The organism is Micromonospora sp. I033 (assembly GCF_053890995.1).
On record NZ_JBSSLX010000008.1, the window covers coordinates 17322 to 42163 of the forward strand.

Consider the following 24842-nt stretch of genomic DNA (forward strand, 5'->3'; position numbering starts at 1 on the left):
ACGGGTTTGCCCGGCGCACGGCTCAGCCCTTGACCGCCCCGGCGACCAGGCCGGAGACCATGCGGCGCTGGACCAGCAGGAAGAAGACGATCACCGGCAGGGTGAACAGCGTCGACGCCGCCATCACCGAGCCCCAGGCCGTGTCGTCCCGCCCGAAGAAGAACGTCATGGCCACCGGCAGCGTGTACTTGTGCTGGTCGTTGACGAACGTCAACGCGAAGATCAGCTCGTTCCAGGCGGTGATGAAGGAGAAGATGCTGGTGGCCACCAGGCCGGGGGCGACCAGCGGGAAGAGGACCTTGCGGAAGGTCTGGGCCCGGCTGGCGCCGTCGATCGCCGCCGCCTCCTCCAGCTCCTTGGGCACCGCGGCCACGAAGCCGCGCAGCATCCAGACCGCGAACGGCAGCGAGAAGCCGAGGTAGGTCAGGATCAGGCTGGGCAGGGTGTTGTAGAGCCCGAGCCGCTGGATCATCAGGAACAGCGGGATGACCAGCGCCTCCAGCGGGATCATCTGCACCACCAGCAGCAGGATCAGGAAGGTGGTGCGCAGCTTGAAGCGGAACCTGGCCACCGCGGTCGCGGCGAGCAGCGCGACCAGCCCGCTCAGCACCACGGTGGCCACCGCCACCAGCGCGCTGTTGAGGAAGAAGTCCGTGAAGGTCACGCCCGGGATCAGGTTGCCGGTGAGGATCTCCCGGTAGTGCTCCAGGGTCGGCTCCGCCGGCACCGGGCGCGGCGTGGCCGAGAAGATCTCCCGGTTGGGCTTCAGCGAGGTGGCGACCATCCAGTAGACCGGGAAGGCCGCGAAGAGCGCGACCAGCAGGCCGGCGCCGTTGAGGGCGATCTTCTTCACGACTCGTCCTCCTGCCGCAGCACCATACGGACGTACACGCCGGTCACCACCAGCAGGATCAGGGTGAGGATGACGGCGATCGCGGAACCCAGGCCGTACTTGGGCGGCGGCGAGAACGCCTCGGCGTAGGAGTAGATCGACAGCATGAACGTCGACCGGTCCTGGGTGCCGCCGGCCAGCACGAACTGCTGGGTGAAGACCTTGAAGTCCCAGATCGTGGAGAGCACCACGAGGATGCCGAAGACCGGCCGCAGCATCGGGAAGGTGACGGACCAGAAGACCCGCCACGGCCCGGCGCCGTCCACCCGGGCGGCCTCCTGGAGCTCGCTCGGCACGCTCTTCAGGCCGGCCAGCACGCTGACCGCGATGAACGGGAACGAGTGCCAGACCACCACCAGGGTCAGGATGGCGAAGAAGAGCAGCGGATCGTTGAACCAGCCGTAGCCGGTCCAGTCGCTGCGCCCGAACAGCGCCGTGGAGAGCCCGTCCGGGAGTTTGTTGAACAGCCAGGTGACCAGGCCGCTGGTGTCGTCGAAGATCCACTTCCAGACGATGGTGCCGGTCAGCGCCGGGGTGGCCCAGGCCAGCATCACGCAGCTCGCCACGAAGGTGGCCATCTTCTTCCCGAGCCGGTTGAGCAGCAGCCCGACCAGGGTGCCGAGGATCATGGTGAGGGCCACGTTGGCCACGGCGAAGAGCACGGTGTTGCGCAGCACCGTACGGAAGAACGGGTCACCGAGGATCTGCGCGTAGTTGGCCAGGCCGACCCACGGCCACTCGCGGTCCCCCCGTAGCTGCCGGACGCTGTCCAGCTTGTAGAAGGACATCATCACGACCTGGCCGAGCGGCCAGAGCAGCAGCACCGCGATGATCGCCAGGCAGGGCAGGAGCAACAGGTACGGGAGGCGGTCCACGCGGCGGCGCCGCCGCGCGGGGATCTCCCGCGCGGCGGCCTCGCCGGTGGCCTCGGTCAGCGTGGTCACTTGGCGTTGAGGATGCTTTCCATCTCGGTGGCCGCGTCGGCGGTGGCCTTCTCGACCGTCTTCTGGCCCTTGATGACCGAGCTGTTCATCGCCTGGGTCACCGTCTTGGTCCGGCTGACCTCGACCCACTTCGGGGTGAGCGGGGTCAGCTTGGTCTTCTGCATGGCGGTGGCGAACGCCGCCATCACCTTGTCGTTGGCGTAGTTGCCGCCGCCGACCAGGTCCTTGTAGACCGGGAAGAAGCCGAGGCTGCTGGCGAACTCCTGGTCCTTCTGCTTGCTGAGCAGCACGGTCAGGTAGTCCCAGGCGAGGTCCTGCCGCTTGCTGTCCTTCCAGAGGGCGATGTCGGAGCCGCCGGCGAAGGCCGGAGCGGCCTGGCCGTCCGGACCGGGGATGGGGAACGTGCCCCACACCTTCTCGATGTCCGGGTTGTCCTTCTTCATCGCGCCGCCCTGCCAGCTACCGGCGAACGCCATGGCGGCCTTGCCGGTGGCGAACTGGGTACGGGCGTCGACCTCGTTCCAACCGGCGGCGGCCGGCGGGGCGACCTTGTGCACGGTCACCAGGTCGGTCCAGAACTTGACCGCCTTCTGCGCCTCCGGCGTGTTGTAGCCGGACTTCCAGCTGTCGCCGTCCTTGGTGGCGATCTCCCCACCGGCGGCCCAGAGGAAGGAGTAGAACGGCAGCTCGGAGTTGCCGGGCAGGGCGATGCCGTAGGTGCCGGGCTTCTTGGCCTGGACGGCCTTGGCGGCGGCGACCAGCTCGTCCCAGCTCGTCGGCGTCTTCACGCCGGCCTCGGCGAACCAGTCGGTGCGGTAGTAGATGGCCCGCACGCCCGCGTACCACGGGACGCCGTACTGCTTGCCGTCGAGCTGGGCGTTCTTCACCAGGTCGGGAAGGATGTCCTTGCCCTCGGACCAGCCGTTGAACTTCTCCGTGACGTCGGCGAGGGCCTCCTGCGCCGCCCAGCCCTGGGTCTCGGTGTTGCCGAGCTCGGTGACGTCCGGTCCCTCACCGCCGGCGAGCGCGGCCTGGAACTTCTTCGGCGCCTCGAGCCAGGGGATGTACTGCACCACGACGTCGGTCTCGGGGTGCTTCTTCTTGAACTCCGCCTCGACGCCGTCGAGGAACTTGGTCTGGGCGTCGCCGCCCTCACCCATCATCCAGACCGTCAGCTTGCTGTTGTCCGCGGCCTTGTCGTCGTCGCCGGAGCCACCGCACCCGGACAGCACCATCGCGGCCGAGGCCACGATGGCGGTGACCGGGGCCAGCCGCTTCCACCTGTTCACGCCATATCTCCCTCGGGCCGTTTGGCATTAACCTTCTCCGCCGCACCTTAGTAGGAAAATTTCCTTTACAACAGGGGGTACTCGCGGCGGGCGGCCGTGGCGACGGTATCGCAGCCGTGTGCCCGGGCGGCAGGGGTGCCGTCCGGGCAGCTCAGGGCAGAGACGAGAGCGGGCGCCCGACCGGTCGGTCGGGCGCCCGCTGGAGCGCTTCGGGGGATGGGGGTCAGTAGCGCGAGACGCCGCGGCGGCGACCCAAGCCGGCCACCAGGGCCACGCCGATGGCGGCGAACAGGACCTGCAGCAGCAGCTCCCGCCAGTCGATGCCGGCCGTGTCGGCGAAGCCCGACGCCCGGGCGACGATCGTGCCCAGCAGCGCGGCGCCGACGCCGATCAGCATGTGCAGCCACATCGGCATGTTCTGACGGCCCGGGACGATCAGGCGGCCCAGCGCGCCGACGATCAGACCCACGATGAGCGCGGTGATGATGCCCCAAACGGTGAGCTCCACGGTCGCCCTCCTTCTTCAGAATGAGTCACACGGTGTCGTGTGGTTCCTGTCGTGACCGCTAAGTGCCCGACCCGCCGAAAATCCAAACCGACTCCCGTGACGAATTGCTCCGGACCGCACTGAGCTGGGCTTTCGCGCCCAGATTCGGGCGCGGGGCAGGGGGTTGGCCGGCCATTCGGGAGCTGACCGCGTTCAATGCCCATTCGGGCTCGGCGCGCACGCGAACGCCAGCGGGCGCCCGACCGGCCGGTCGGGCGCCCGCTGAGGCGCTTCGGGGTGCGTCAGTAGCGCGAGACGCTGCGGCGGCGACCCACGCCGGCCACCAGGGCCACGGCGATGGCGGCCAGCACGACCTGCACCAGCAGCTCCATCCAGTCGATGCCGGAGGTCTCGGTCGCGATACCCATGGCGCGGGCCAGGACGGTGCCCAGCAGCGCGGCGCCGACGCCGATCAGCATGTGCAGCCACATCGGCATGTTCTGGCGGCCCGGAACGGCCAGGCGGCCCAGCGCGCCGACGATCAGACCAACGACGAGCGCGGTGATGATGCCCCAGACGGTGAGGTCCACGATCTTCTCCTTCTAAGAAGTTTCACACGGTCTGTGTGCTTCCGTTCGTGACCGGTAAGTGCCCGACCCGCCGAAAACCCAAACCGACTCAGCCCCCGCGCCACCCGCCGGGCCACCGCGCGTCGGTTCCGGCCGCCGGGGATTCCGCAGGTGGGAGCGATTCCGGCCGGTTCGCCGGGCGCGGCAAATCTTTCGGGTACGCGAAACGGCCGGCGCCCCACGCTGCGAGCGGGGGCGCCGGCCGTCGAACCGAGGGCGTTACTTCTTGCCGGGGGGCTTGCCGTCGCCGGAGTCGGAGGAGAGCGCGGCGATGAAGGCCTCCTGGGGGACCTCCACCCGGCCCACCATCTTCATCCGCTTCTTGCCCTCCTTCTGCTTCTCCAGCAGCTTGCGCTTACGGCTGATGTCACCGCCGTAGCACTTGGCGAGCACGTCCTTGCGGATGGCGCGGATGGTCTCCCGGGCGATCACCCGGCTGCCGATGGCGGCCTGGATCGGCACCTCGAACTGCTGGCGCGGGATCAGCGTGCGGAGCTTCGCCGCGATCGTCGTGCCGTAGGTGTACGCCTTGTCCTTGTGCACGATCGCGCTGAACGCGTCCACCGGCTCGCCGTGCAGCAGGATGTCGACCTTGACCAGGTCGGACGCCTGCTCGCCGGACGGCTCGTAGTCCAGCGAGGCGTAGCCCTTGGTCCGGCTCTTGAGCTGGTCGAAGAAGTCGAAGATGATCTCGGCCAGCGGGAGGGTGTAGCGCAGCTCCACCCGGTCGGCGGAGAGGTAGTCCATGCCGAGCAGGCTGCCCCGGCGGCCCTGGCACAGCTCCATCACCGCGCCGACGTAGTCGTTCGGGGTGAGCACGGTGGCCCGCACCGTCGGCTCGTGCACCTCGGCGATCTTGCCGGTCGGGTACTCGCTCGGGTTGGTGACCACGATCTCCAGGCCGTCCTCCTGGACGGCCCGGTAGACCACGTTCGGCGCGGTGGAGATGAGGTCGAGGTTGAACTCCCGCTCCAGCCGCTCCCGGATGATCTCCAGGTGCAGCAGGCCGAGGAAGCCGCAGCGGAAGCCGAAGCCCAGCGCGCCGGAGGTCTCCGGCTCGTACGTCAGGGCGGCGTCGTTGAGCTTGAGCTTGTCCAGCGCCTCGCGGAGGTTGGGGTAGTCGGACCCGTCGATCGGGTAGAGGCCGGAGTAGACCATCGGCTTCGGGTCCTTGTAGCCCCCGAGCGCCTCCTTGGCCGGGTTGGCGTTGATGGTGACCGTGTCGCCGACCCGGGACTGGCGAACGTCCTTCACGCCGGTGATGAGGTAGCCCACCTCGCCCACCCCGAGCGCGTCGGCCTTCACCATCTCCGGCGAGATGACGCCGATCTCCAGCAGCTCGTGGACGGCGCCCGTGGACATCATCTTGATCCGGTCCCGGGCGCTGATCTTCCCGTCGATCACCCGGACGTAGGTGACCACGCCCCGGTAGACGTCGTAGACCGAGTCGAAGATCATGGCGCGGGCCGGGGCGTCGGCCTGGCCGACCGGCGGCACGAACTGCCGGACGATCTCGTCGAGCAGGTGCGGCACGCCCTCACCGGTCTTGCCGGAGACCTTGATGCAGTCCGCCGGGTCGCCACCGATGAGGTGGGCCAGCTCCTCGGCGTACTTCTCCGGCTGCGCGGCCGGCAGGTCGATCTTGTTGAGCACCGGGATGATGTGCAGGTCGTTCTCGAGCGCCAGGTAGAGGTTGGCCAGGGTCTGCGCCTCGATGCCCTGGGCCGCGTCGACCAGCAGGATGGCGCCCTCACAGGCCGCCAGGGAGCGGGAGACCTCGTAGGTGAAGTCCACGTGCCCCGGGGTGTCGATCATGTTGAGCACGGCGGTCTCGCCGGCCCGGTCGCCCTCGCGGATGGTCCACGGCATCCGGACGGCCTGGCTCTTGATGGTGATGCCGCGCTCGCGCTCGATGTCCATCCGGTCGAGGTACTGGGCGCGCATCTGCCGGGGGTCGACCACGCCGGTGAGCTGCAGCATCCGGTCGGCCAGGGTCGACTTCCCGTGGTCGATGTGGGCGATGATGCAGAAGTTCCTGATGCGCGCCGGGTCGGTGGCACCAGGAGCGTTCGCGCCGGGATCGAGCGTCGGTGGCACAGCTGTCCGTTCTGGTCGGCTGACGTGAGCGGGCCGGCGCGCCGCCGGCCCCCTCTATGCTCCCACGTCGCCCGGGAAGTGCCGGTGCTCCCCCGTCACTCGTCCGGCGTCACTCCTCGGGCGGCTCGACGAAGAGGGCGGCGAGCTTCGGCAGGTGCCGTCGCGCCTCGTCCTCGTCGTCGAAGTCCCAGAAGTCGTTCAGGTCGGGCGCCCGGACCGGGTCCCGGTCGGCCGGCAGCTCGGCCGCGGTGGCCTTCCGGTAGGCCTCCCACGGCACCGCCAGCATGTCCTCGCACTCGAACTCCTCGCCGCTGAGCGCGGCGGCTCGGACCTGCGGCAGCTCCGCGAGGGAGTCCGCCTCGGCGACCGCCCGGGCGAACACCGCCCGGCCCTGGGTCATGAGCCAGCCCCGGAAGTATTCGAAGCCGTCGTCCGACGCGCCCCCGTTGATCAGGTAGGCCGCGCCCCAGAGGTCGACCTTGTACGACGCGGCGAGCACCCGCTGCTGGTGGCGGGCGTACCCGACGATCTCCTCCGGGTCCCGCTCGGCGAGCAGGGCGACGGCCCGGGCGGCGACCGCGGCGGGCTCTCCCCCGCCCCCGGCCCGGGCGCTGTCGATCAACTGCCAGAACTCGTCGGTCCTCATGGTCGGCCAGTCTGGCAGAGCACACCGACGTCCCGGTGCGGCAGCATGGGCGGGTGTGCGCGATCTCCCTGCCCCCGGTGCCGTACGACGCCACCGCCGACCGCCCGGGCTGGGCCGAGTTGCCGGCCGGGCTGCGCGACGCGCTGGCCGCCCGGCTCGGCGGGCATCCGGTGGCGGTCCGCCCGGCCGGCGCGGGGTTCACCCGGGGCTTCGCCGCCGTGCTCGCCGGCCCGGCCGGTGAGCCGGTCTTCGTGAAGGCGGCGGCGCTGGCGGAGCAGCGGCACCTGGTCGACTGGTACGCCCACGAGGCCGCCGTCCTGGCCCGGCTCCCCGCCGGCCTGCCGGTCCCCCGCCCGCGCTGGGCGCTCACCGAGGCCGGCTGGTACGCCCTCGCCCTGACCGCGGTCGACGGGCACACGCCCCGGCTGCCCTGGGACCCGGCCGAGCTGGACGCCGCCCTCACCGCGTACGCCGAGGTGGCCGCCGCGCTCGCCGCGCCGCCCGCGGACCTCGTCGCGCTCGGGCTCCCGCGCCTGGCCGACCTGGCCCGGGACGACATCCTCTGGTGGGGCGAGGTGGCCGCCGGCCGCGAACCGGCACCCGAACTGCCCGCCTGGGCCCCACTGCCCGAGCTGGCCGCGCTGGAGTCCCGCCTGCCCGGCTACGCCGACGCCGCCCCCGGGCTGGCCCACTGCGACCTGCGGGTGGACAACCTGCTGCTGGACGCGGCCGGCCGGGCGTGGATCTGCGACTGGAACTGGCTCTGCCACGGGCCGGCCTGGTTCGACCTGGTCACCCTGCTCATCACCGCTCACGCCAGCGGCCTCGACGCGGACGCCGCCTTCGCCGGCCACCCGGCCGCCGCCGGCGCCCCCGCCGACGCGCTGGACGTGACCCTCGCCGCTCTCGCCGGCTACTTCCTCACCGGCGCCGCCGCCGGCCCGTCCACGGCCTCCCCGCACATCCGGACCCACCAGCGCTGGAGCGGCGAGCAGGCCCTGTCCTGGCTCGCCACCCGTCAGGGCTGGGCCTGACCGCGGCGTGTTCCGCTCGGGCGGGCCGGGGCGGCTGAGGCGTTTTGGCTCGTCCCGGGGCGACCTGGTAACCTGGCTTTTCGCGCGGCGATGACGCATGTCCGTCGTGCGCGAAAGCAGACCAACCCGAGCTATCAAGACGAGGCTGTCGCGTGGCGAACATCAAGTCCCAGATCAAGCGCAACCGGCAGAACGAGAAGCGCCGGCTGCGTAACAAGTCGGTCAAGTCGTCGCTGAAGACCGCCATCCGGAAGTTCAACGAGGCTGCCGAGGCGGGCGACACCGAGACGGCCACCACCCTGATGCGTGAGGCCACCCGCAAGCTGGACAAGGCTGCCAGCAAGGGTGTCATCCACGCCAACCAGGCGGCCAACCGGAAGTCGGCGATCGCCAAGCGCGTCGCCTCGTTCTCGGCCTGACGAGCGCCTCAGACCTGACCGGAAGCCCCGGGGTCACCACCCCGGGGCTTCCGGCTGTCTGCGTTTCCGCGGCGGACGTCGGCGCCTCTCTCCGGTCATCGGCTGCCGGCGGTCAGCGGTGCGGGTCGTGCCGGGCCGGGTCCGGCCGGCGCTCACCCTCGCCGGCCACGTCGCCCGGGCGGGCCGCCCTGAGCGTCGGATCGCCGGCGAGGGCCATCCCACCCGGCAACGCCCGGGCCGTGGACGGCACGCTGGCCCGGCCGACCACCGGCTCGATCTGCCGGCGGAACCGGTCCCGCTCCTGCTCAGGCACCTGAGCCGCGCTGCGGATCACCACCTCGGCGACCATGTCGTTGAGCTTCACCATGGCCGCCACCACCGCCGGCAGCACCAGCACCGCCCACCAGCTAACCAGCTCGGCGAGCGCGAGCAGCACGGCCAGCGCCACCGCACCCTCGAAGAAGAGGAAGCAGAGCACCCCGCCCGGGTTGACGACGCGCAGCCCGAGGACCCGGGCGTAGAGCGGCCGGTACCGCTCCTCGTCCGCCGGGACCGTCGACCACGTTCGGGTCACCGGCCGCCACCCTGCCGCGCCGCGGCCACCGAGAACACCGCCCGCTCCAGCGCGTACGCCCGGTCGTCGGCGCCGCCCTTGACGGCGGCGTTGCACTCGGCGGCGGCCCGCATGGCCTCCACCAGGCCCTCCGGCGTCCAGCCCCGGCCCTGCCGCTGGGCCCGTTCGATTTTCCACGCCGGCATGCCCAGGCTGCTGGCCAGCTGGTAGGGGCTGCCCCGCCCGGCCGACGCGACCCGGGCCACCGTCCGCACCCCGTCGGCGAGCGCATCGGCGATCGGCACCGGGTCGACACCGACGTGCAGCGCCCAGCGCAGCGCCTCCAGGGCGCCGGGGACGTCGCCCACCATCGTCGCGTCGGCCACGGTGAAGCCGGACACCTCGACCCGCCCCCGGTAGTAACGGGACACCGTGTCCGCCCCGATCCGGCCGTCGGTGTCGGCGACGAGCTGTGAGCAGGCGGCGGCCAGCTCGCGCAGGTCGGTGCCGACGGCCGCGATGAGCGTCTCGGCCGCGTCCTCGGTGCACTTCCCGCCGAGGCGGCGGATCTCGTCCCGGACGAAGGCCACCCGCTCCCGGTGCCCCTTGAGCTTCGCGGCCGGCACCACGGTCGCGCCCGCGGCCCGCAGCCCGTCGGCGAACGCCTTGCCCTTGGCCCCGCCCAGGTGCAGCACCACGAGCTGCACCTCCGGGTCCGGGTTCTTCGCGTAGCCCAGCAGCGCGGTGACCAGGTCCTTGCGGGCGTCCTGACCGGAGCGGAGCACGAGCACCCGGTGCCCGCCGAACAGGGACGGGCTGAGCATCTCGGCGATCTCCCCCACCGCCAGCGAGCCGGCCTGGTATTCCCGGACGTCCACGTCCGGGTCGACGCTGCGGGCCCGGGCGACGGCTTCGGAGACGGCTCGCGTGGCGAGCAGCTCCTCGTCACCGAGAACGAGCAGAATAGGGGGCAGGCTGGCGGGGGTCACGTCGCCCATATTCGCACGGCCTCCGACCGGATCGTGCCTGGTCATCGGGGACTGTGACGCCACAGCCCGCACTCAGCGCAAATCCAGACATTTGAGTCGATCTACCAGCTATGCCGATAAGCCGCCTCGATCGTCGGCCTGTCTTCCGGAGCTTTCTCGTCGCCGACCAGCGCCACCGCCGGGCGGACCGCGACGAGGAAGCCGCCCGCCTCGAAAGGGGGCGGCTTCGGCTGCTCGTCTACTTCTTGTTCAGGTTGACGATGACGCCCTGATCGGCGCACGCCGTCTGCAGCCCGGCCACGTGGGTGCCCATCGGGCCGATGAACGCCAGCGCCCCCATCTCCTGACCCTCCGGCAGGTTCGAGACCTGCCACACGATGTCGACCAGCGCGGTGCCGTGCTCCCGGAGCTTTTCGTGCCGCGAGTCCTCGAACAGCTCCCGCACCTCCCGGTACTCGGCCTCGGTCATCTTGTCGTCGCCGCCGGACTTGTCGTCGGCGACGGCACTCGTGCCGTCACGCATCGCCTTGCAGGCGGCGACGCCCGAGTCCTCCTTGATGAAGCCCTCGTAGACGGCGAGTCCGGCGGTGGCGAGCAGCAGCACGGCGAGGGCCGCGCCGAGGGCGACGATGAGCGGCTTGCGGCTGCGCCTGGTCGGCGCGGCGGTGAGGTGGCCCGCGGGCTGCGGCTGCCCGGCGTCATCGATCTGGTGGTCGGGCTGGTACTGCTGCGGCGGGTAGCCGGGGCCGCCCTGCTGATAGGGCTGCTGCGGCTGCTGCGTCGCATACGGGTCGGTCATGTGTCTAGCGCTCCCCACGTGATGTTGGCGTGTTGATGCTGGTCGGGAGGGTTCGCTGGGACCACGGCTTGTCGGGTAGGTGACTGTTGTTGTGGCCGGTCAGGCAGAGGTGGGCGGCCGGCCAGCTACATGCTTGTGGGCTCACCGGGCGCATCCCTGGACGCCAGGTGCCCTCTGGCCGTGGGCATGCCTCACCGGTGGCTGTTCCCGCGGATGACCACCGCCAGGTCGGCGCCCGTGTTGACCGCGGCCACGTCGCCGTCGGTGTCGGTGCGCAGCACCCGCGCGCCCGCCCGGGTCAGCCGGTCCAGCAGGCCCGGGTTGGGGTGCCCGTAGTCGTTGTCGGCGCCCACGCAGACCAACGCCACCGCCGGGCGGACCGCCGCGAGGAACTCCGAATCCTGGTACGCGGACCCGTGGTGGGCCACCTTCAGCACGTCCGCCCGGATCGCGCCGGGCGGCACCGTCTCCAGCAGCGCCCGCTGCTCCTCCGTCTCGGCGTCGCCGGGCAGCAGGATCCGCACCCCGTGCACGGTGGCCGTCAACACCAGCGAGTTGTTGTTCGGGTCCGACCGGCTGCCGCGCAGCGGGTACGGCGGCCCGATCGCGGCCAGTTCGACCGCTCCGGCCCGCCACCGCCAGCCCGCGGGCACCGGCGTCAGCACGCTCCCGCCCCGGCGCGCCGCGTCGCGTACCTGGGCGACGCCGTAGGGCGGCTCGGACCACTGCGGGGTCGCCACCGCCGCCACCCGCCGGCCGCGGAACACCCCGGCGATCCCGCCCACGTGGTCGGCGTGGAAGTGGCTGACCACCAGCAGCGACACCTCGCGTACGCCGAGCCGGCGCAGGCACCCGTCCACCCCGGACGGTTCCGGGCCGGCGTCGACCACCACCGCCCGGCCGGCGGCGACCGGCAGCACCACCGCGTCGCCCTGCCCCACCGCGCACGCCACGATCACCCAGCCCGGCGGTGGCCAGCCCGCGGCCAGCAACCGGACGGGCAGCGTGCCGAGCACCACGGCGGCCACGACGACCGCGACCAGCCGCCGCAGGACCGGCCGCCGGACGGCGACCAGCAGCGCCACGCTCACGGCGGCCAGCAGCAGGGCACCGGTCACGCCGCCCGGCCAGGGCAGCGTCCCGGCGGGCAGCCGCGCCCCGTGCGCGGCCACCGTCACCAGCCAGCGGGCCGGCCAGCTCGCCAGCCAGGCGGCGAACTCGGCACCGGCCGGCCAGACCGGCGACAGCACGGCCGCGAGCACCCCCAACACGGTGGCGGGCGCGACCACCGGCACGGCCAGCAGGTTCGCCGGCACCGCGACCAGGCTCACCGTCCCCGAGATCCCGGCGATCACCGGGCCGCACGCGAGCTGCGCGGCCGCCGGCACCGCCAGCGCCTCGGCCACCCCGGGCGGTACGCCGCGCCGGCGCAGCGCGTCCCGCCAGCCGGGGGCGAGCAGCAGCAACCCGCCGGTGGCGCAGACCGAGAGCGCGAATCCGGGGTCCCCGGCCAGCTCCGGGTCGACCAGCACCAGCACGGTGACCGCGGCGGCCAGGGCGGGCAGCGCGGCCCGGGACCGCCCGGCGGCGAGCGCGGCCAGCCCGATCGCCCCCATCGCCCCGGCACGGACCACGCTCGGCGAGGGCCGGACCAGGATCACGAACCCGACCAGGGCGAGTACGCAGAGCGCGGCGGCCGTCCGCGGACCCGCCCGGGCCCAGCGGGCCAGCAGCAGCACCGCCCCGACGACGATGGCCACGTTGGACCCCGACACCGCGTTGAGGTGGGTCATGCCGGTGGCCCGGAAGTCCTCCTCCACCTCCGGCGGCAGGCGGCTGGTGTCTCCCACCACCAGCCCGGGCAGCAGCCCGCCCGGCGCGTCGGGAAGCGGCGCGCAGGCCCGTTGCAGCCCGGCACGGAGCGCGCCGGCCGCCCGCTGCGTCCATGGGGCGGGGCCGTGCCGGATCGGCGGCCCGGTGGCGGACAGCACGGCCGCCGTCAGGTCCCCGCCGCGCGGGGCCGACAGCCGGCCGCGTGCGGTCGCCCGCTGCCCCGGCAGCAGGGTGCGCCAGGCCGGGTCACTCGCCAGCACGAGGCCGCGCACCGTGCCGGTGACCTGGCGGCCGGCCGGGTCGGTGAGGCGTACCAGGTCGGCCCGGATCAGGAGGGTGGCCGGGCGGCCCGCGGCCCCCCGGATCGGGCGCGGGTCGTCGCGGACCACCAGATCGGCGGTGACCAGGGTCCGCTCGGTCACGAGCGCCCGCACGGGGGCGGCGTCGCGGACCGCCAGGCGGGCCGCGGTGGCGGTCGCGCCGCAGACCACGCCGAGCAGCACGGCCACGGCGATCCAGCCGTAGCGGCGGACCGGAGCGGCCGGTCGGCCGACGACGCCGCACAGGTGCGCGCCGGTGAGTAGCGTCAGGCCGGCGGCGACGGCGGCCAGCGTGACGCTCGCCGTCACGGTGGCGTGCAGGCCGGCCAGAGCGGCGAGCCAGGCGGCCACCGCCAGCCCGGCCAGCCGCAGGTCGGGCACTTGCCCCGCCGTCGCGCCGCCGCCGTCCACCGGCGCGCTCACGGCCGCCGCAGGACCAACGGCCGCTCCGGCGGAGTCAGCGACCGGACGAAGCCCTCCGGCTGCCACGCCGCCTTCGGTGGCAACGCGGCGGGGCGGCTCGTCGGTGTTCACACCGTCACCAGGTCCTTGAGCTGTTCGTACCGGGCGTCGCCGATGCCGTCGACCTGGCGCAGGTCGGAGACGGAGCGGAAGCCGCCGTGCTGGTCGCGGTGGTCGAGGATCCGCTGGGCGAGCACCGGGCCCACGCCGGGCAGCGCGTCGAGCTGGGACAGGGTGGCGGTGTTCAGGTTGACCGGGCCGCTTCCCGGCGCCGCGCCGCCGGCCGCGGGTCCGCCGCCAGCCGCCGGACCGGGCGCGGCGGCCTGGCCCGGCGGGGCGCTGACGCCGACGAGGATCAGCTCGCCGTCGGTGACCTTCCGGGCCGGGTTGAGCAGGGCGACATCGACGCCGGGCAGCGCGCCGCCGGCCGCCTCGATCGCGTCGGCGACCCGCGCGCCGGCCGGGAGGCGGACGAGGCCGGGCCGGCGGACCTTGCCGGCGAGCGCCACGACCACCTGACCGGCGGAGCCGCTGGGCGCGGGCGCGGAGGTCTCCGGTGCGCTGACCGCCGCGACCGGACGGACCGGCTCCGCCTGTGGCCGGGAGCGCCAGGCCCAGACTCCGGCGACCAGGACCACCACGGCGGCCACCATCGCGAGTGCGCGCACACCTCGCCGGCCGGGATCGAAGGCACCCGGACCGGGCAGCCGGGAGACCAGCGAAGGTCGCCCACCAACCGCGTCCTCGGCCGCAGCCGGACACGCCGCGTCGGCCGGGCTCGCCAACGGCCACGTATCGCCGGCTGCTGAGTCCGGGTCCACCGGATCCGGCTCTGACCACTCGGGCCTCGAGCTAGACGAAATGACACGCCCCTGCTTCCACTCCTCCTGTTGGAGCGGCGCAACCGGCCCGGGCCAGGGCAGCTCAGGTGCGACATCCCGAGCGATCCGCGAGCCGGCGGCCGGCTCGCGGGCACCGCCGGGCAGAGCGAGATCGTTCACCGGCTCGAACAACCGGGACAGCCGGCGCCGTACCGTGGTCTCCTCGTCGTCTGGCACGGCTCAGCAAGTTACGGCGCGACGCCGGACCGACGCCCGCGCGCAAGCCTCGCCTGTGGACGACCGGCCGACCTGTGGACGAGGCCCTGATCATGCTCGAACTGTGCTAGCGGGCCGGTGACAGCCTGGGCAGAGCGGCGTACGGCGTCGGTGACCGCGGCGGGGACATCAAAGCTGGCCAGGTGCCAGGCGCCCACGATCAGCTCGGTCCGGGTGCCGCCGGAGCCGCGCGAACTTCCGCTAGCCGCGAGCCGAGCGGCCGCATTCGGCCTCGACCCGCAGCATCATCGCCTCGGCGACGCGAACGTGGTTCTCGACGGCCTTCATGCGTTCGGCTCATGCGGGCAAGTTAGTGAGGAGGCCACCCCGGAGACTTCCTCCCGGAGCCGGCGCAGCTCGTCGGCCACTGCGAGCACCGCCCACACCAAGCCAGCCTGCCGGAAGCCGTCAGCCGAGGGGGTCAGTCTTCCTTCCTCCCCGTCCTGCCGTCCCGCCAGGTCGAGGTAGGTCAGGGCCATGTTGCGGTAGTCCGGCTCGGGCACGTCGCGCCTCCTTCTGGCGATCGGTACGTCTCGCGATCCTGGCTGACCACATTGGTACCCCCGGCAGCATTGTCGAATGAACGACAGGTCACGGAGGCGGGCCACAGGTGACGAGGCCCCAGGATCGTCATCGCCACCGGCGTCTCCGTTAGCGGGCCGGGGACAACTCCCGGGCGAAGCGGCGTACGGCGTCGGTGACCGCGGCCGGGGCGTCGAAGTTGGCCAGGTGCCCGGCGTCCGGGATCAGCTCGATCTGGGTGCCGGGGCGGGCGGCGGCGAACGCCCGCTCCCCCGAGCGGAACAGCCGGTCCCGCTCCCCGTTGAGGATGAGCACCGGGGCGCGCACCGCCGCCAGGCTGGACGCGTCGAACCGGCCCATCACGTCCCGCCAGGCGACCGGGAGGGTGTGGAAGGCGTAGCCGTCGGCGATGGTGGCGTCGACGACCTCGGGCGGGTAGAGGCGGCGCAGCAGCCGGTCGTTCCAGCGGGTGAGCCGGGCGGCCGGTAGCCGGGCGACCAGTGCCGCCAGCAGCCGGTACGGGACGGTCAGCGGACCGGTGGTGGCCACGCTCGCGCCCATCAGCACCAGCCCGGCCAGCAGGTCCGGGTGCCGGCGGGCGAGGTGCAGCGAGACGTAACCGCCGAGCGAGTGCCCCACCACGAGGGCCGGGCCGGCGTCGAGGCCGTGGATCGCCTCGGCCACGATGTCGGCGGCCCGGTCGAGGCTCCAGGGTTCGGCCGCCCGGCTGCCGTGCCCGGGCAGGTCGACGGCCGCGACCGGGAACTCGGCGGCGAGGGCGGGCAGTTGCGGCTGCCACTGGCCGCGGGCGAAACGGGTGCCGTGCACCAGAACGATCGCGGGACGATCCACAGTGCCCAGTCTGCCCCGGGATCCAGGCCGCCCACCGGCCCGCCCTCGTCGACCGGCAGCATCCGACCACGCCCCGGGATCCAGGCCGAGCACCGGCCGGCCCCCGTCGACCGGCAGCATCACCCCACCGACCGCGCCTCCGGGTCCAGGCCGAGAGCCGCCCGGCCCCCGTCGACCGGCAGGGTCACCCCGTTGACGAAGGCCGCCCCCGCCGACAGCAGGAAGGCGACAACGTCGGCCACCTCCCCGGTACGGCCGATCCGGCCCACCGGGTGCAACCGGGCCAGTTCCGCCTCGATCCGGTCCGCCTCGACCGGGTCCAGGCCGGCCAGGAAGGCGGCGTGCCGTTCGGTGTGGATCGAGCCGAGCGCGACCGCGTTGGTGCGGATCCCCCGGCCGCCGTAGTCCACCGCGAGGGCCCTGGTGAGCCCCTCGACGGCGGCCTTGGCGGTGGCGTACGGCAGGGCGCCCGGCACCGCCCGGCGGGCCTGGTGGGAGGAGACGTTGACGATCGCGCCGTCGGTGCCGGCGGCCAGGAACCGGCGTACGGCGGTGCCGGCCCCGACCACGGCGGGGCGCAGGTTGGCCGCGATGAGGTCGAACACCTCCCCCGCTGGCGCACGGTGCAGGGCGGCGTCCCGGAACACGGCGGCGTTGTTCACCCAGCCGGCGAGCGGGGCGGCCGTCTCGGCGAGGTCGGCGGCCCGCCCGGTGACCTTCTCGTCGGCGGCGTCTCCGACGACGGGGCGCAACCGGTCGGCGGCCCGGTGCCCCACCAGCCAGTCCAGGGCGACCTCGTCCCGCTCGACGACGACCACGGTGCCACCGTCGGCGGCCAGCCGCTCGACGATGGCCCGCCCGACGCCTCGGCCGCCCCCGGTCACCACGTAGGACAGAGCACTCATCCGACCACCCGAGGCCCGGCAATCCTGGCGAGTTGTCGTTCGGCAGGAACGGAAACTCTCCAAGATCGGACCACCCGAGCCCCGCCGAGCACGGCGGCGGCCACCGCACCGGCCACGGCGACCAGGGCGGCGGCCACGACAGCGAACGCGATCATGGGCGTCGGTGGACGACGACGCAGGCCAGGCCGGGGCCGGCGTGCGCGGCGACCACCGCCCCGGCCTCGGAGACGTGGGTCTCGTGCAGGCGATCCCCCAGCCGCTCGGTGAGCGCGGCCACCAGCTGCTCGGCGCGCTGCGGCGCGCCGAGGTGGTGCACCGCGAGGTCGACCTGGGCGTCGCCGGCCGCCTCGACCGCCAGGTCGACCAGGCGCGCCACGCCCCGGCTGGCGGTGCGGACCTTGTCCCGCACCACGATCGTGCCGTCCGGCATGTGCATGATCGGCTTGACCGAGAGGGCGGTGCCGAGCAGCGCCTCGGCCGCGTTGATCCGGCCGCCCCGGCGCAGGAACTCCAGCGTGTCGACGTAGAAGAAGATGGTGGTCCGGTCGACGGCGTCGAGCGCCGCCTGGCGTACCCCGGACAGGTCCGCGCCCCCGGCGGCGGCCGCGGCGGCGGCGAGCACCGGGAAACCCAGGCCCATGCCGGTGGAGCGGCTGTCGACCACGGTGACCCGCTCGCCGATCTCGGTGGCGGCCAGCCGGGCGGCCTCCACCGTGCCGGACAGCTCGGCGGAGAGGTGCACCGAGACGACGCCGTCGGCGCCGGCGGCGAGCAGCTCCCGGTAGACCTGGGCGAACTGTTCGGGGGCCGGACGGGAGGTGCTCACGGTGACCCGCCGGCCGCTCAGCACGCGGGTGGCGTCGTCCGGGAACGTCTCGACGCCCTCCAGGCCCTCCGCGCCGTTGAGCACGACGGTCAGCGGGACGACGGTGAGCCGGTGCGCGCGGACCAGCTCGGGGGGCAGGTAGGCGGTGGAGTCGGTGACGACCGCGACGGGCATGCCCGGCACGCTAGCCGATGTCACGGCCGCGCGCCGGGGCCGAACGGCTCAGACCGCGTCGGTGAGTGCGGGCTGGGTGATCAGCCCGACGTTGTGCGCCCGCAGGTGCCAGCCGCGGACGTCGTCGTGACGCAGCTCGGTCCAGTGGCAGTTGGCCAGCGACCCGACGCTGCGCAGCACCGCGTGGTCCCAGCCGAGCAGGTGGCCGACGCCCTGCCGGGCGCCGCCGCCGTGCGTGGTCACCACCACGGTGCCACCGGCGGCCAGGTCGGCCGCCTCCTGGAACGCGGCGCCGAGCCGCTTGCCCAGGTCGTCGAGGCTCTCGATGCCCGCGCCGGGGTCGGGGTCGCCGGCCCGCCAGCGGGCGTACTCGTCGGGGAAGCGCTCGGCGACCTCGGTGAGCGCGAGGCCCTGCCACTGGCCGAAGTGCCGCTCGCGCAGCCGGGCGTCGGTGCGGACCGGCAGCCCGGTCAGCGCGGCGAGCGCGGCGGCGGTGTCGGCGGCCCGGCGCAGGTCACTGGCGACGATGGCGTCCGGACGCAACGCGGCCAGCACCGGCGCGGCGACCCGGGCCTGCTCCCGGCCGAGGTCGTTGAGCGGCACGTCGGTCTGCCCCTGGACCCGGCCGGCGGCGTTCCAGTCGGTGTTGCCGTGCCGCCAGATGATCAGGCGGGTCATTCCGCGGTGGCGGTGCCGGCGGCCGAGTCGGCGAGGTCCCGGTCGACGAACGGGATCTGCGGGCAGTCCTTCCAGAGCCGGTCGAGGGCGTAGAACTCGCGCTCCTCGGTGTGCTGCACGTGGACCACGATGTCGACGTAGTCGAGCAGCACCCAGCGGCCGCCCCGCTCGCCCTCGCGGCGGACCGGCTTGGCCTTCTCCGGCAGCTCCAGCAGGCGCTCCTCGATGGCGTCGACGATGGCGAGCACCTGACGCTCGTTCGGAGCCGCGGCCAGCACGAACGCGTCGGTGATCGCGAGCTGGTCGCCCACGTCGATGATGACGATGTCCTGCGCCTTCTTGTCGGCCGCGGCCTGGGCGGCGGCCATCGCCAGCTCGTGCGCGCGTTCGGAAACTGTCACCGTTCTCCTTCGATCAACCATGCGACCCTCCAAGCCTCTCACACCCGGTGGGGCGGCGACTTGTCAGTTCTGGTCGATTACGGGGGCAAACCCTCACGTTCCGGGCGTAATTACCGCTGGTAGAGCCGCCGTTTGGCGATGTACTGCACCACACCGTCCGGAATCAGGTACCAGACCGGCTCGCCGCGGGCGACCCGGGCCCGGCAGTCGGTCGAGGAGATGGCCATCGCGGGCACCTGCACGAGGCTGACCGAGTCGGCGGGCAGGTGCTTGTCGGAGAGCTCGAACCCGGGGCGGGTCACCCCGATGAAGTGGGCCAGTTCCAGGACCTCGTCCAGATCCTTCCAGGACAGGATGCGTTCCAGGGCGTCCGCGCCGGTGATGAAGAAGAGCTGCACCTTCGGGCCGTACTCGGCGTGCAGGTCGCGCAGCGTGTCGACGGTGTAGGTGGGGCCACCCCGGTCGATGTCGACCCGGCTGACCTGAAAGCGGGGGTTGGAGGCGGTCGCGATCACCGTCATGAGGTAGCGGTCCTCGGCCGAGCTGACCGGTTCGTCCGCCTTCTGCCACGGCTGCCCGGTGGGAACGAAGACCACCTCGTCCAGGCCGAACCGGTCCGCCACCTCGCTGGCGGCCACCAGGTGCCCGTGGTGGATGGGGTCGAACGTGCCGCCCATGATGCCGATCCGCCGGATGTCTTCCTCCACCCCGCGATCGTAGGCCGAGGGCCGCCGGCGGTCCGGCGGGGCCGCCCGGCGTCCCACGGACCGTGCCGGGCGGGGACACCTCCCGCCCGGCACGGTCACCCGGGTCAGGCGCCCGCGGCGGCCACCGCCGTCCGGGCCACCAGCGCGCGGCGCAGGTCGTCGTCCAGGTCGACGACCCGCCGGCGCAGCCCCGGCGTGAGGTCGTCGCGGGCCAGCAGCGCCGCGGCCAGTTCCCGGGTGGGCTGCGCCACGGCGTAGCGGGGGAAGGCCAGGGTGGCGACCCGGTCCGCCGTCCAGGGGGTACGCAGCCGCGCGGCGGCCGGCATGTCGGCGAAGTACCGCTCGACGTAGCCGGCGGTCAGCTCGGCCTGCTCGGGCTGCCAGAAGCCCTCCGCGGTCGCCTCGACCAGGCGGTTGGAGAGCTCGGTGTTGCGGGTGACGATCTCCCAGGCGGCCCGCTTCGCCTCGGCGTCGGGCAGCGCGGCCCGGCAACTCGCGGCCCGCTCCGCCCCGGTGGCGCTGCGGTCGGCCGCCGCCTCGGCGGCGATCTCGGGCTCCCCGGCCGCGCCGAGCACGACCAGCCGGTGCAGCAGCGCCCAACGCAGGTCGGTGTCGACCGCCAGCCCCTCCGGCACGCCCTGGCCGGCCAGCCAGCCGGTGAGCAGCCCACTGTCGATGGTGGCGCCGATCAGCCCACGGGCCGCGGCGAGTTGCAGCGAGCCGCCGGCCGAGGCACCGGCCAGCAGGCTGGCGCAGGCCCCTTCGATGCGGAGCAGGGCCGCGTCCCGGGCCAGCGGATCCAGGTAGCGGTCGACCAGGTTGCGGCTGAGGCTGAGCACGTCCTCCGCAATGATCACCTCGGTCTCGGCCGGCAGCGCCGCCGCGATCAGCGCGACCACCGAGGTCACCGGCCGTTCCCCGTCGGTGGCCGCGTCCAGCGCCTCGCCCCAGAGCAGCGCCCGGGCCAGCGGGTCGGCCAGCCCCGGGAGCACCATCGGCACGGCGTCCGCCGAGGCGGGGTCGAGCCGGATCTTGGCGAAGGTGAGGTCACCGGCGTTGGGCAGCAGCAGGCCGGTGGCCGGCTGCCCGACCAGCTCGGCCAGCACGGTGCGACCCCGGTCGGCGGCCGGGTCGAGGTCCACCTCGACGTGGTGCACCGGGGCGTCGGGAGCGTGGCGGGCCACGCCGATGCGGTGCGGGCGCAGCACCGGGTAGGTCTCCGGCGCGGTCTGCACCACCGCCGCCTCGGCCCACCGGCCGTCGGCGTCCACGGCGGTCTCCATCCGCAGCGTGTTGACCTGCGGACGGCGCAGCCAGCGTTCGGCCCAGTCGGCCAGGTCCCGCCCGCTGGCGGCGCTGAGGCTCTCCAGCAGGTCGGCGAGGGTGGCGTTGCCGAACCGGTGCTTGGCGAAGTGCGCGTTCAGGCCGGCCAGGAAGGGCTCGTCACCGACCCAGGCGACCAGCTGGCGCAGCACGCTGGCGCCCTTGGCGTAGGAGATGCCGTCGAAGTTGAGCAGCGCCTGGGCCGCGTCGGCCACCTCCTCGGGGGCCACCGGGTGGGTCGAGGGGCGCTGGTCGGCCGCGTAGCCCCAGGCCTTGCGGCGCATGGCGAAGGTGGTCCACGCCCCGGTGAAGCGGGTGGCCTCGGCGGTGACCCGGGTGCCGAGGTACTCCGCGAAGGACTCGTTCAGCCAGAGGTCGTCCCACCAGCGCATGGTGACCAGGTCGCCGAACCACATGTGCGCCATCTCGTGCGCGATGGTGGTGGCCCGCAGCTCGCGCTGGGTGTCGGTGACCGCCGAGCGGAAGACGTAGTCGTCGCGCAGGGTCACCAGGCCCGGGTTCTCCATGGCGCCGGCGTTGAACTCGGGGACGAACGCCTGGTCGTACTTGCCGAACGGGTAGCGCTCGGCGAACAGCTGGTGGAACCGGTCGAGGCACTGCTTCGTGACGGTGAAGATCTCGTCGGCGTCGGCGTCCAGGTGCGCCGCCAGGGACTTCCGGCAGTAGAGGGCGAGCGGGACGCCGTCGTGCTCGTCGCTCCGGACGTGCCAGGGGCCGGCGATCAGCGTGACGAAGTAGGTCGCCAGCGGCGCGGTGGGTGCGAACTCCCAGCGCCCCGGGGCCGGCCGGGCGGCGACCTGGCCGTTGGCGGCCACCGTCCACTCCGGCGGGGCGGTGACCGAGAGGGTCACCGGGGCCTTGAGGTCGGGCTGGTCGAACGCGGCGAAGATGCGCTGCACGTCGTCGAGGAAGGACATCGCGTAGAGGTAGGTCTCGCCGTCGGCCGGGTCGACGAAGCGGTGCATCCCCTCGCCGGTGTTGGAGTAGGCCATCTCGGCGCTGACCGTCAGCGTGTTGGTCGCGGCCAGCCCGGTCAGCGGCAGGCGGTTGTCGCTCAGCAGGGCCGGGTCGAGGTCCTGCTCGTTGAGGCGTGCCTTGAGGAGTCGCAGGGGTTTGACCTCGGCGAAGGTCTCGGCGCCGGGGGTGGCCCGGAACCGGATGGTGACGGTGGAGCGGAAGCGCTCGGCGTCGCCGGTCAGGTCGAGGTCCACCTGGTAGGACTCGACGGTAATCAGCGCGCCACGCGCGGTCGCCTCTACACGGGTCAGGCTCGGCATCCGCTTATCCTGCCCGATGGGGTCCGAGCGGGCTCCCCCCGATACGCGTGGCGATGGAGGAACAGCGATGGGTCAGCACCCCAAGGGCGATTTCGACCTGTCTCGGGCGGTGTGGCAGCGCGCCGAGGGCGACACGTCCGACAGTGCGGTCGAGGTGGCCTTCGTCGGCGACCTGATCGGGATGCGCAACTCGGCCGAGCCGGACGGCCCGGTGCTGGTCTTCACCCAGGACGAGTGGGACGCCTTCGTGGCGGGCGCCCAGGACGGCGAGTTCGACCTGGACTGAGCCCGGGCGCTCAGTCACCGTCGCCCCAGCCGAGCCCGCCCGGGCCGGGCGCGTGGTGGAAGCCGGGATGGCCGGCCACGTCGGCGCAGCGCTCGCCGTCGGGGCCGACCGCCCCGCAGAAGAGCCGCTCCGCGCGGTGCCAGGCGTCGGCCGGGGAGAGCGCCGCCGCGCCGAGCGCCAGCTCCGGGCGGAGCAGGCCGAGCGCCTCGGCGTACGCGACGGCCGTCTCCCGCGCGGTGGCCGGGTCGGCCGCCTCGAAGCCGAGGTGCACGGTGAAGTGCCGGGGCGGCCGGGCGTCGGCGCGCCGGGGCGGCCCGATCAGCGGCTCCTCGCGGTCGCCCCGCCGCAACCCGGTGACCGCCCGCCGGTGCCGCCGGTGCCTGTTGTCACGCATCCCGTCCTCCCCGTCGCCGGTGGCTCCGCCGGGGTCGCCCCGGCGGAGCGGGGCCGGCCGCCGCCGGCCCCACCCCGAAGACAACCAGCTTTTCCGCGCCCTGGGAGGGGCCAGCTTCCGCGCTCGGCACCGGCCCCTCCCCCCGGCGCGCCGTGCCGCCCGGTGGGGCGCCGACCGGGGCCGGGGCCGAGGATTCGCCCGCGCCGGCCCGGGTAGGTAGCGCAGCGACCGTGCAGGGCCGCCGAGCCGCGTCAGGAGCAGCCGATGAGCACCATTCCCAGCGACCGCAGCCCGGAGAGCACGATGGCGTTCCTCCGCGAGGGCTACCGGTTCGTCGGTGCGCGTTGCGACCGCCTCGGCACCGACATCTTCCAGACCCGGCTGCTGCTGGAACCCACCATCTGCCTGCGCGGTCGCCCGGCCGCCGAGCTGTTCTACGACACCGAGCGCTTCGTCCGGCGCGGTGCCATGCCGATGCGCGCGCAGCGCACGCTGACCGGGGTCGGCGGCGTCCAGGGCCTCGACGGCGCGGCGCACCGGACCCGCAAGGCGATGTTCATGTCGATCATGACGCCGGCGGCGATCCGCCACCTCGGGCAGCTCTTCGACGACGAGTGGCGGGCCCGGATCCCGGCCTGGGCGGAGTCGGGCCCGGTGGTGCTCTACGACGAGGTGGCCCGGATGCTGACCCGGGCGGTCTGGGCCTGGGCCGGGGTGCCGCTGGCGGACTCCGACGTGACCCGCCGGACCGCCGAGATGCACGCGATGATCGAGGGACCGGCCGTGGTCGGGCCCGGGCACTGGCGGGGCCTGCTCGGCCGGCGCCGCGCCGAGCGGTGGGCCGGCGACCTGATCGAGCGGGTGCGCTCCGGCGCCGTGCCCGCGCCGGAGGGCAGCGCGCTGCGGGTCGTCGCCGAGCACCGGGACGAGCAGGGCGCCCTGCTGCCCCGCCGGATCGCCGCGGTGGAGCTGCTCAACGTGCTCCGCCCGACGGTCGCGGTGGACCGCTTCGTGGTCTTCGCCGCGCTCGCCCTGCACGACCACCCGCACCTGAGGGACCGGGTCCGCGGCGACGACGACGCCACCGAGAGCTTCGTGCAGGAGGTACGGCGCTACTACCCGTTCTTCCCGGCCGCCGCGGCCCGGGTCCGGCGCCCGTTCGAGTGGCAGGGGTACGCCTTCCCGCAGGGCCGGCGGGTGCTGCTCGACCTCTACGGCACGAACCACCACCCGGAGCTCTGGCCGGAGCCGGAGCAGTTCCGGCCGGAGCGGTTCGACGGCTGGCGGGGGGACCCGTTCCAGCTGGTCCCGCAGGGTGGCGGCGACCACCGCACCGGCCACCGCTGCCCCGGTGAGTGGATCACGATCGAGCTGATGAAGCGGGCGGTCGGCAACCTCACCGGGTCGATGAGCTACCGGGTGCCGCCGCAGGACCTGGCCGTGGACCTCGGCCGGATGCCCGCCCTGCCGCCCAGCGGCCTGGTCCTCGACGGCGTACGCCGCACCGCATGATCAGCGCGGCGACCGTCACGACGCGACCACGAGCGCCTGCGGGGCGGCCTGCTTCATCCGGGTGCGCAGCCACTTGAGCTGGATGGCGGTCTCCTGCTCGCAGGCCCGCACCACCGCGAGCAGTTCCTCGTCCCGGGCCCCGTACGCGGCCTGCCCGACCACCGTCCAGCAGATGTCGCACTCGGCGGCCATCAGGTAGAGGTCCTGGAGGTCGCGGAGCAGCCCGATCGGCCCGGTCCGGGTGCCGTTGAACAGCTCGGAGTGCAGCCGGTCCGGCTCGGCCGGGGCCTCCTCGGCGTACCGGCGGGCGAAGGGGGCCAGCTTCTCGGCGTGCCCGCGGCACTGGGTGGCCAGCTTCTCGCAGGTGTGGAAGACGTCCGGCTCGTCCCCGTGTGCCTTTCCCACCTCGGTGAACGCGTCACCGAGGCGCTCCTGGGCCTTGTGCAGCAGGCCGAGATAGTGGGCCAGGTGCAT

The 24842-nt window shown here is 73.4% G+C and carries 26 protein-coding genes; 4 read left to right on the forward strand and 22 right to left on the reverse strand.

The window, feature by feature from the left end; all coding sequences use genetic code 11:
• Nucleotides 1-22: 22 nt before the first annotated feature.
• The 7 genes from ACW0Q9_RS02690 to ACW0Q9_RS02720 all read right to left on the reverse strand — a co-directional run bounded on the left by ACW0Q9_RS02690 (nt 23) and on the right by ACW0Q9_RS02720 (nt 6984).
• Nucleotides 23-853 (reverse strand): carbohydrate ABC transporter permease, encoded by an 831-nt coding sequence (locus tag ACW0Q9_RS02690; RefSeq protein WP_456178247.1) that lies wholly within the window; start codon nt 851-853, stop codon nt 23-25.
• Nucleotides 850-1836: a carbohydrate ABC transporter permease gene (locus ACW0Q9_RS02695; RefSeq protein WP_456178248.1), complete on the reverse strand. Its 987-nt coding sequence runs from the start codon at nt 1834-1836 to the stop codon at nt 850-852. The genes ACW0Q9_RS02690 and ACW0Q9_RS02695 overlap by 4 nt, the downstream gene beginning before the upstream one ends.
• On the reverse strand, nt 1833-3125 hold the full coding sequence (locus ACW0Q9_RS02700) for a sugar ABC transporter substrate-binding protein (RefSeq protein ID WP_456178249.1): 1293 nt from the start codon (nt 3123-3125) through the stop codon (nt 1833-1835). The genes ACW0Q9_RS02695 and ACW0Q9_RS02700 overlap by 4 nt, the downstream gene beginning before the upstream one ends.
• 223 nt (nt 3126-3348) lie before the next feature.
• Nucleotides 3349-3633 carry a GlsB/YeaQ/YmgE family stress response membrane protein gene (locus tag ACW0Q9_RS02705; RefSeq protein ID WP_357341491.1) on the reverse strand — a complete coding sequence of 95 codons (285 nt, stop codon included), beginning with the start codon at nt 3631-3633 and terminating at the stop codon, nt 3349-3351.
• A gap of 281 nt (nt 3634-3914) precedes the next feature.
• The gene (locus ACW0Q9_RS02710) at nt 3915-4202 is read right to left on the reverse strand and encodes a GlsB/YeaQ/YmgE family stress response membrane protein (protein ID WP_456178250.1); all 288 of its coding nucleotides are present in this window, start codon (nt 4200-4202) and stop codon (nt 3915-3917) included.
• Nucleotides 4203-4460: 258 nt separating this feature from the next.
• Nucleotides 4461-6338: a translation elongation factor 4 gene (lepA, locus tag ACW0Q9_RS02715; RefSeq protein ID WP_456178251.1), complete on the reverse strand. Its 1878-nt coding sequence runs from the start codon at nt 6336-6338 to the stop codon at nt 4461-4463.
• Between the two features lie 109 nt (nt 6339-6447).
• Nucleotides 6448-6984 (reverse strand): DUF4240 domain-containing protein, encoded by a 537-nt coding sequence (locus tag ACW0Q9_RS02720; RefSeq protein WP_456178252.1) that lies wholly within the window; start codon nt 6982-6984, stop codon nt 6448-6450.
• Between the two features lie 53 nt (nt 6985-7037).
• Here ACW0Q9_RS02720 and ACW0Q9_RS02725 point away from each other — a divergent pair, with 53 nt between their 5' ends.
• Nucleotides 7038-8018 (forward strand): phosphotransferase family protein, encoded by a 981-nt coding sequence (locus ACW0Q9_RS02725; protein ID WP_456178253.1) that lies wholly within the window; start codon nt 7038-7040, stop codon nt 8016-8018.
• 152 nt (nt 8019-8170) lie between these two features.
• A complete protein-coding gene (gene rpsT, locus ACW0Q9_RS02730) occupies nt 8171-8437 on the forward strand; it encodes a 30S ribosomal protein S20 (RefSeq protein ID WP_449863327.1) in 267 nt (88 codons plus the stop codon).
• 112 nt (nt 8438-8549) lie between these two features.
• Here rpsT and ACW0Q9_RS02735 read toward each other — a convergent pair whose 3' ends face one another.
• The 13 genes from ACW0Q9_RS02735 to pepN all read right to left on the reverse strand — a co-directional run bounded on the left by ACW0Q9_RS02735 (nt 8550) and on the right by pepN (nt 22176).
• Entirely contained in the window at nt 8550-9011 is a 462-nt protein-coding gene (locus ACW0Q9_RS02735; RefSeq protein WP_456178254.1) for a hypothetical protein, read from the reverse strand.
• On the reverse strand, nt 9008-9988 hold the full coding sequence (gene holA, locus ACW0Q9_RS02740; protein ID WP_456178255.1) for a DNA polymerase III subunit delta: 981 nt from the start codon (nt 9986-9988) through the stop codon (nt 9008-9010). Before holA ends, ACW0Q9_RS02735 begins: the two co-directional genes overlap by 4 nt.
• Before the next feature lie 229 nt (nt 9989-10217).
• Entirely contained in the window at nt 10218-10778 is a 561-nt protein-coding gene (locus ACW0Q9_RS02745; RefSeq protein WP_456178256.1) for a hypothetical protein, read from the reverse strand.
• A 191-nt stretch (nt 10779-10969) separates the two neighbouring features.
• Complete coding sequence (locus ACW0Q9_RS02750; protein ID WP_456178257.1) at nt 10970-13312, reverse strand: ComEC/Rec2 family competence protein; 2343 nt, start codon at nt 13310-13312, stop codon at nt 10970-10972.
• Nucleotides 13313-13461: 149 nt separating this feature from the next.
• Complete coding sequence (locus ACW0Q9_RS02755; RefSeq protein WP_456178258.1) at nt 13462-14451, reverse strand: helix-hairpin-helix domain-containing protein; 990 nt, start codon at nt 14449-14451, stop codon at nt 13462-13464.
• Between the two features lie 323 nt (nt 14452-14774).
• Entirely contained in the window at nt 14775-14993 is a 219-nt protein-coding gene (locus ACW0Q9_RS02760) for a hypothetical protein (RefSeq protein ID WP_456178259.1), read from the reverse strand.
• A 148-nt stretch (nt 14994-15141) separates the two neighbouring features.
• The gene (locus tag ACW0Q9_RS02765) at nt 15142-15864 is read right to left on the reverse strand and encodes an alpha/beta fold hydrolase (RefSeq protein WP_456178260.1); all 723 of its coding nucleotides are present in this window, start codon (nt 15862-15864) and stop codon (nt 15142-15144) included.
• A 119-nt stretch (nt 15865-15983) separates the two neighbouring features.
• Nucleotides 15984-16769: an SDR family NAD(P)-dependent oxidoreductase gene (locus ACW0Q9_RS02770; RefSeq protein WP_456178261.1), complete on the reverse strand. Its 786-nt coding sequence runs from the start codon at nt 16767-16769 to the stop codon at nt 15984-15986.
• A 151-nt stretch (nt 16770-16920) separates the two neighbouring features.
• Nucleotides 16921-17769, reverse strand: coding sequence for a DegV family protein (locus tag ACW0Q9_RS02775; protein ID WP_456178262.1), 849 nt, complete (start codon nt 17767-17769; stop codon nt 16921-16923).
• Between the two features lie 48 nt (nt 17770-17817).
• Complete coding sequence (locus tag ACW0Q9_RS02780) at nt 17818-18447, reverse strand: histidine phosphatase family protein (RefSeq protein WP_456178263.1); 630 nt, start codon at nt 18445-18447, stop codon at nt 17818-17820.
• Nucleotides 18444-18848 (reverse strand): ribosome silencing factor, encoded by a 405-nt coding sequence (rsfS, locus tag ACW0Q9_RS02785; RefSeq protein WP_456178264.1) that lies wholly within the window; start codon nt 18846-18848, stop codon nt 18444-18446. The genes ACW0Q9_RS02780 and rsfS overlap by 4 nt, the downstream gene beginning before the upstream one ends.
• 110 nt (nt 18849-18958) lie before the next feature.
• Complete coding sequence (gene nadD, locus ACW0Q9_RS02790) at nt 18959-19555, reverse strand: nicotinate-nucleotide adenylyltransferase (RefSeq protein WP_091319211.1); 597 nt, start codon at nt 19553-19555, stop codon at nt 18959-18961.
• 104 nt (nt 19556-19659) lie between these two features.
• A complete protein-coding gene (pepN, locus tag ACW0Q9_RS02795; protein WP_456178265.1) occupies nt 19660-22176 on the reverse strand; it encodes an aminopeptidase N in 2517 nt (838 codons plus the stop codon).
• Between the two features lie 67 nt (nt 22177-22243).
• Here pepN and ACW0Q9_RS02800 point away from each other — a divergent pair, with 67 nt between their 5' ends.
• Nucleotides 22244-22462, forward strand: a complete 219-nt coding sequence (locus ACW0Q9_RS02800) for a DUF397 domain-containing protein (RefSeq protein WP_091269900.1) — start codon at nt 22244-22246, stop codon at nt 22460-22462.
• 10 nt (nt 22463-22472) lie between these two features.
• Here ACW0Q9_RS02800 and ACW0Q9_RS02805 read toward each other — a convergent pair whose 3' ends face one another.
• Nucleotides 22473-22856, reverse strand: coding sequence for a hypothetical protein (locus ACW0Q9_RS02805; RefSeq protein ID WP_456178266.1), 384 nt, complete (start codon nt 22854-22856; stop codon nt 22473-22475).
• A 264-nt stretch (nt 22857-23120) separates the two neighbouring features.
• Between ACW0Q9_RS02805 and ACW0Q9_RS02810 the strand changes: the two genes are divergently transcribed.
• Nucleotides 23121-24368 carry a cytochrome P450 gene (locus tag ACW0Q9_RS02810; protein WP_456178267.1) on the forward strand — a complete coding sequence of 416 codons (1248 nt, stop codon included), beginning with the start codon at nt 23121-23123 and terminating at the stop codon, nt 24366-24368.
• Nucleotides 24369-24383: 15 nt separating this feature from the next.
• On the opposite strand, the gene ACW0Q9_RS02815 is transcribed toward ACW0Q9_RS02810, so the two are convergent.
• Complete coding sequence (locus ACW0Q9_RS02815; protein WP_456178268.1) at nt 24384-24842, reverse strand: hypothetical protein; 459 nt, start codon at nt 24840-24842, stop codon at nt 24384-24386.

What these genes read in the sequence shown, in the direction of transcription:
- ACW0Q9_RS02720 (WP_456178252.1), bottom strand. Translation starts at nt 6,984, where the DNA reads ATGAGGACCGACGAGTTCTGGCAGTTGATCGACAGCGCCCGGGCCGGG.
- holA (WP_456178255.1), bottom strand. Translation starts at nt 9,988, where the DNA reads ATGGGCGACGTGACCCCCGCCAGCCTGCCCCCTATTCTGCTCGTTCTC.
- ACW0Q9_RS02745 (WP_456178256.1), bottom strand. Translation starts at nt 10,778, where the DNA reads ATGACCGACCCGTATGCGACGCAGCAGCCGCAGCAGCCCTATCAGCAG.
- ACW0Q9_RS02770 (WP_456178261.1), bottom strand. Translation starts at nt 16,769, where the DNA reads ATGAGTGCTCTGTCCTACGTGGTGACCGGGGGCGGCCGAGGCGTCGGG.
- ACW0Q9_RS02775 (WP_456178262.1), bottom strand. Translation starts at nt 17,769, where the DNA reads ATGCCCGTCGCGGTCGTCACCGACTCCACCGCCTACCTGCCCCCCGAG.
- ACW0Q9_RS02780 (WP_456178263.1), bottom strand. Translation starts at nt 18,447, where the DNA reads ATGACCCGCCTGATCATCTGGCGGCACGGCAACACCGACTGGAACGCC.
- pepN (WP_456178265.1), bottom strand. Translation starts at nt 22,176, where the DNA reads ATGCCGAGCCTGACCCGTGTAGAGGCGACCGCGCGTGGCGCGCTGATT.
- ACW0Q9_RS02800 (WP_091269900.1), top strand. Translation starts at nt 22,244, where the DNA reads ATGGGTCAGCACCCCAAGGGCGATTTCGACCTGTCTCGGGCGGTGTGG.
- ACW0Q9_RS02805 (WP_456178266.1), bottom strand. Translation starts at nt 22,856, where the DNA reads ATGCGTGACAACAGGCACCGGCGGCACCGGCGGGCGGTCACCGGGTTG.
- ACW0Q9_RS02810 (WP_456178267.1), top strand. Translation starts at nt 23,121, where the DNA reads ATGAGCACCATTCCCAGCGACCGCAGCCCGGAGAGCACGATGGCGTTC.
- ACW0Q9_RS02815 (WP_456178268.1), bottom strand. Translation starts at nt 24,842, where the DNA reads ATGCACCTGGCCCACTATCTCGGCCTGCTGCACAAGGCCCAGGAGCGC.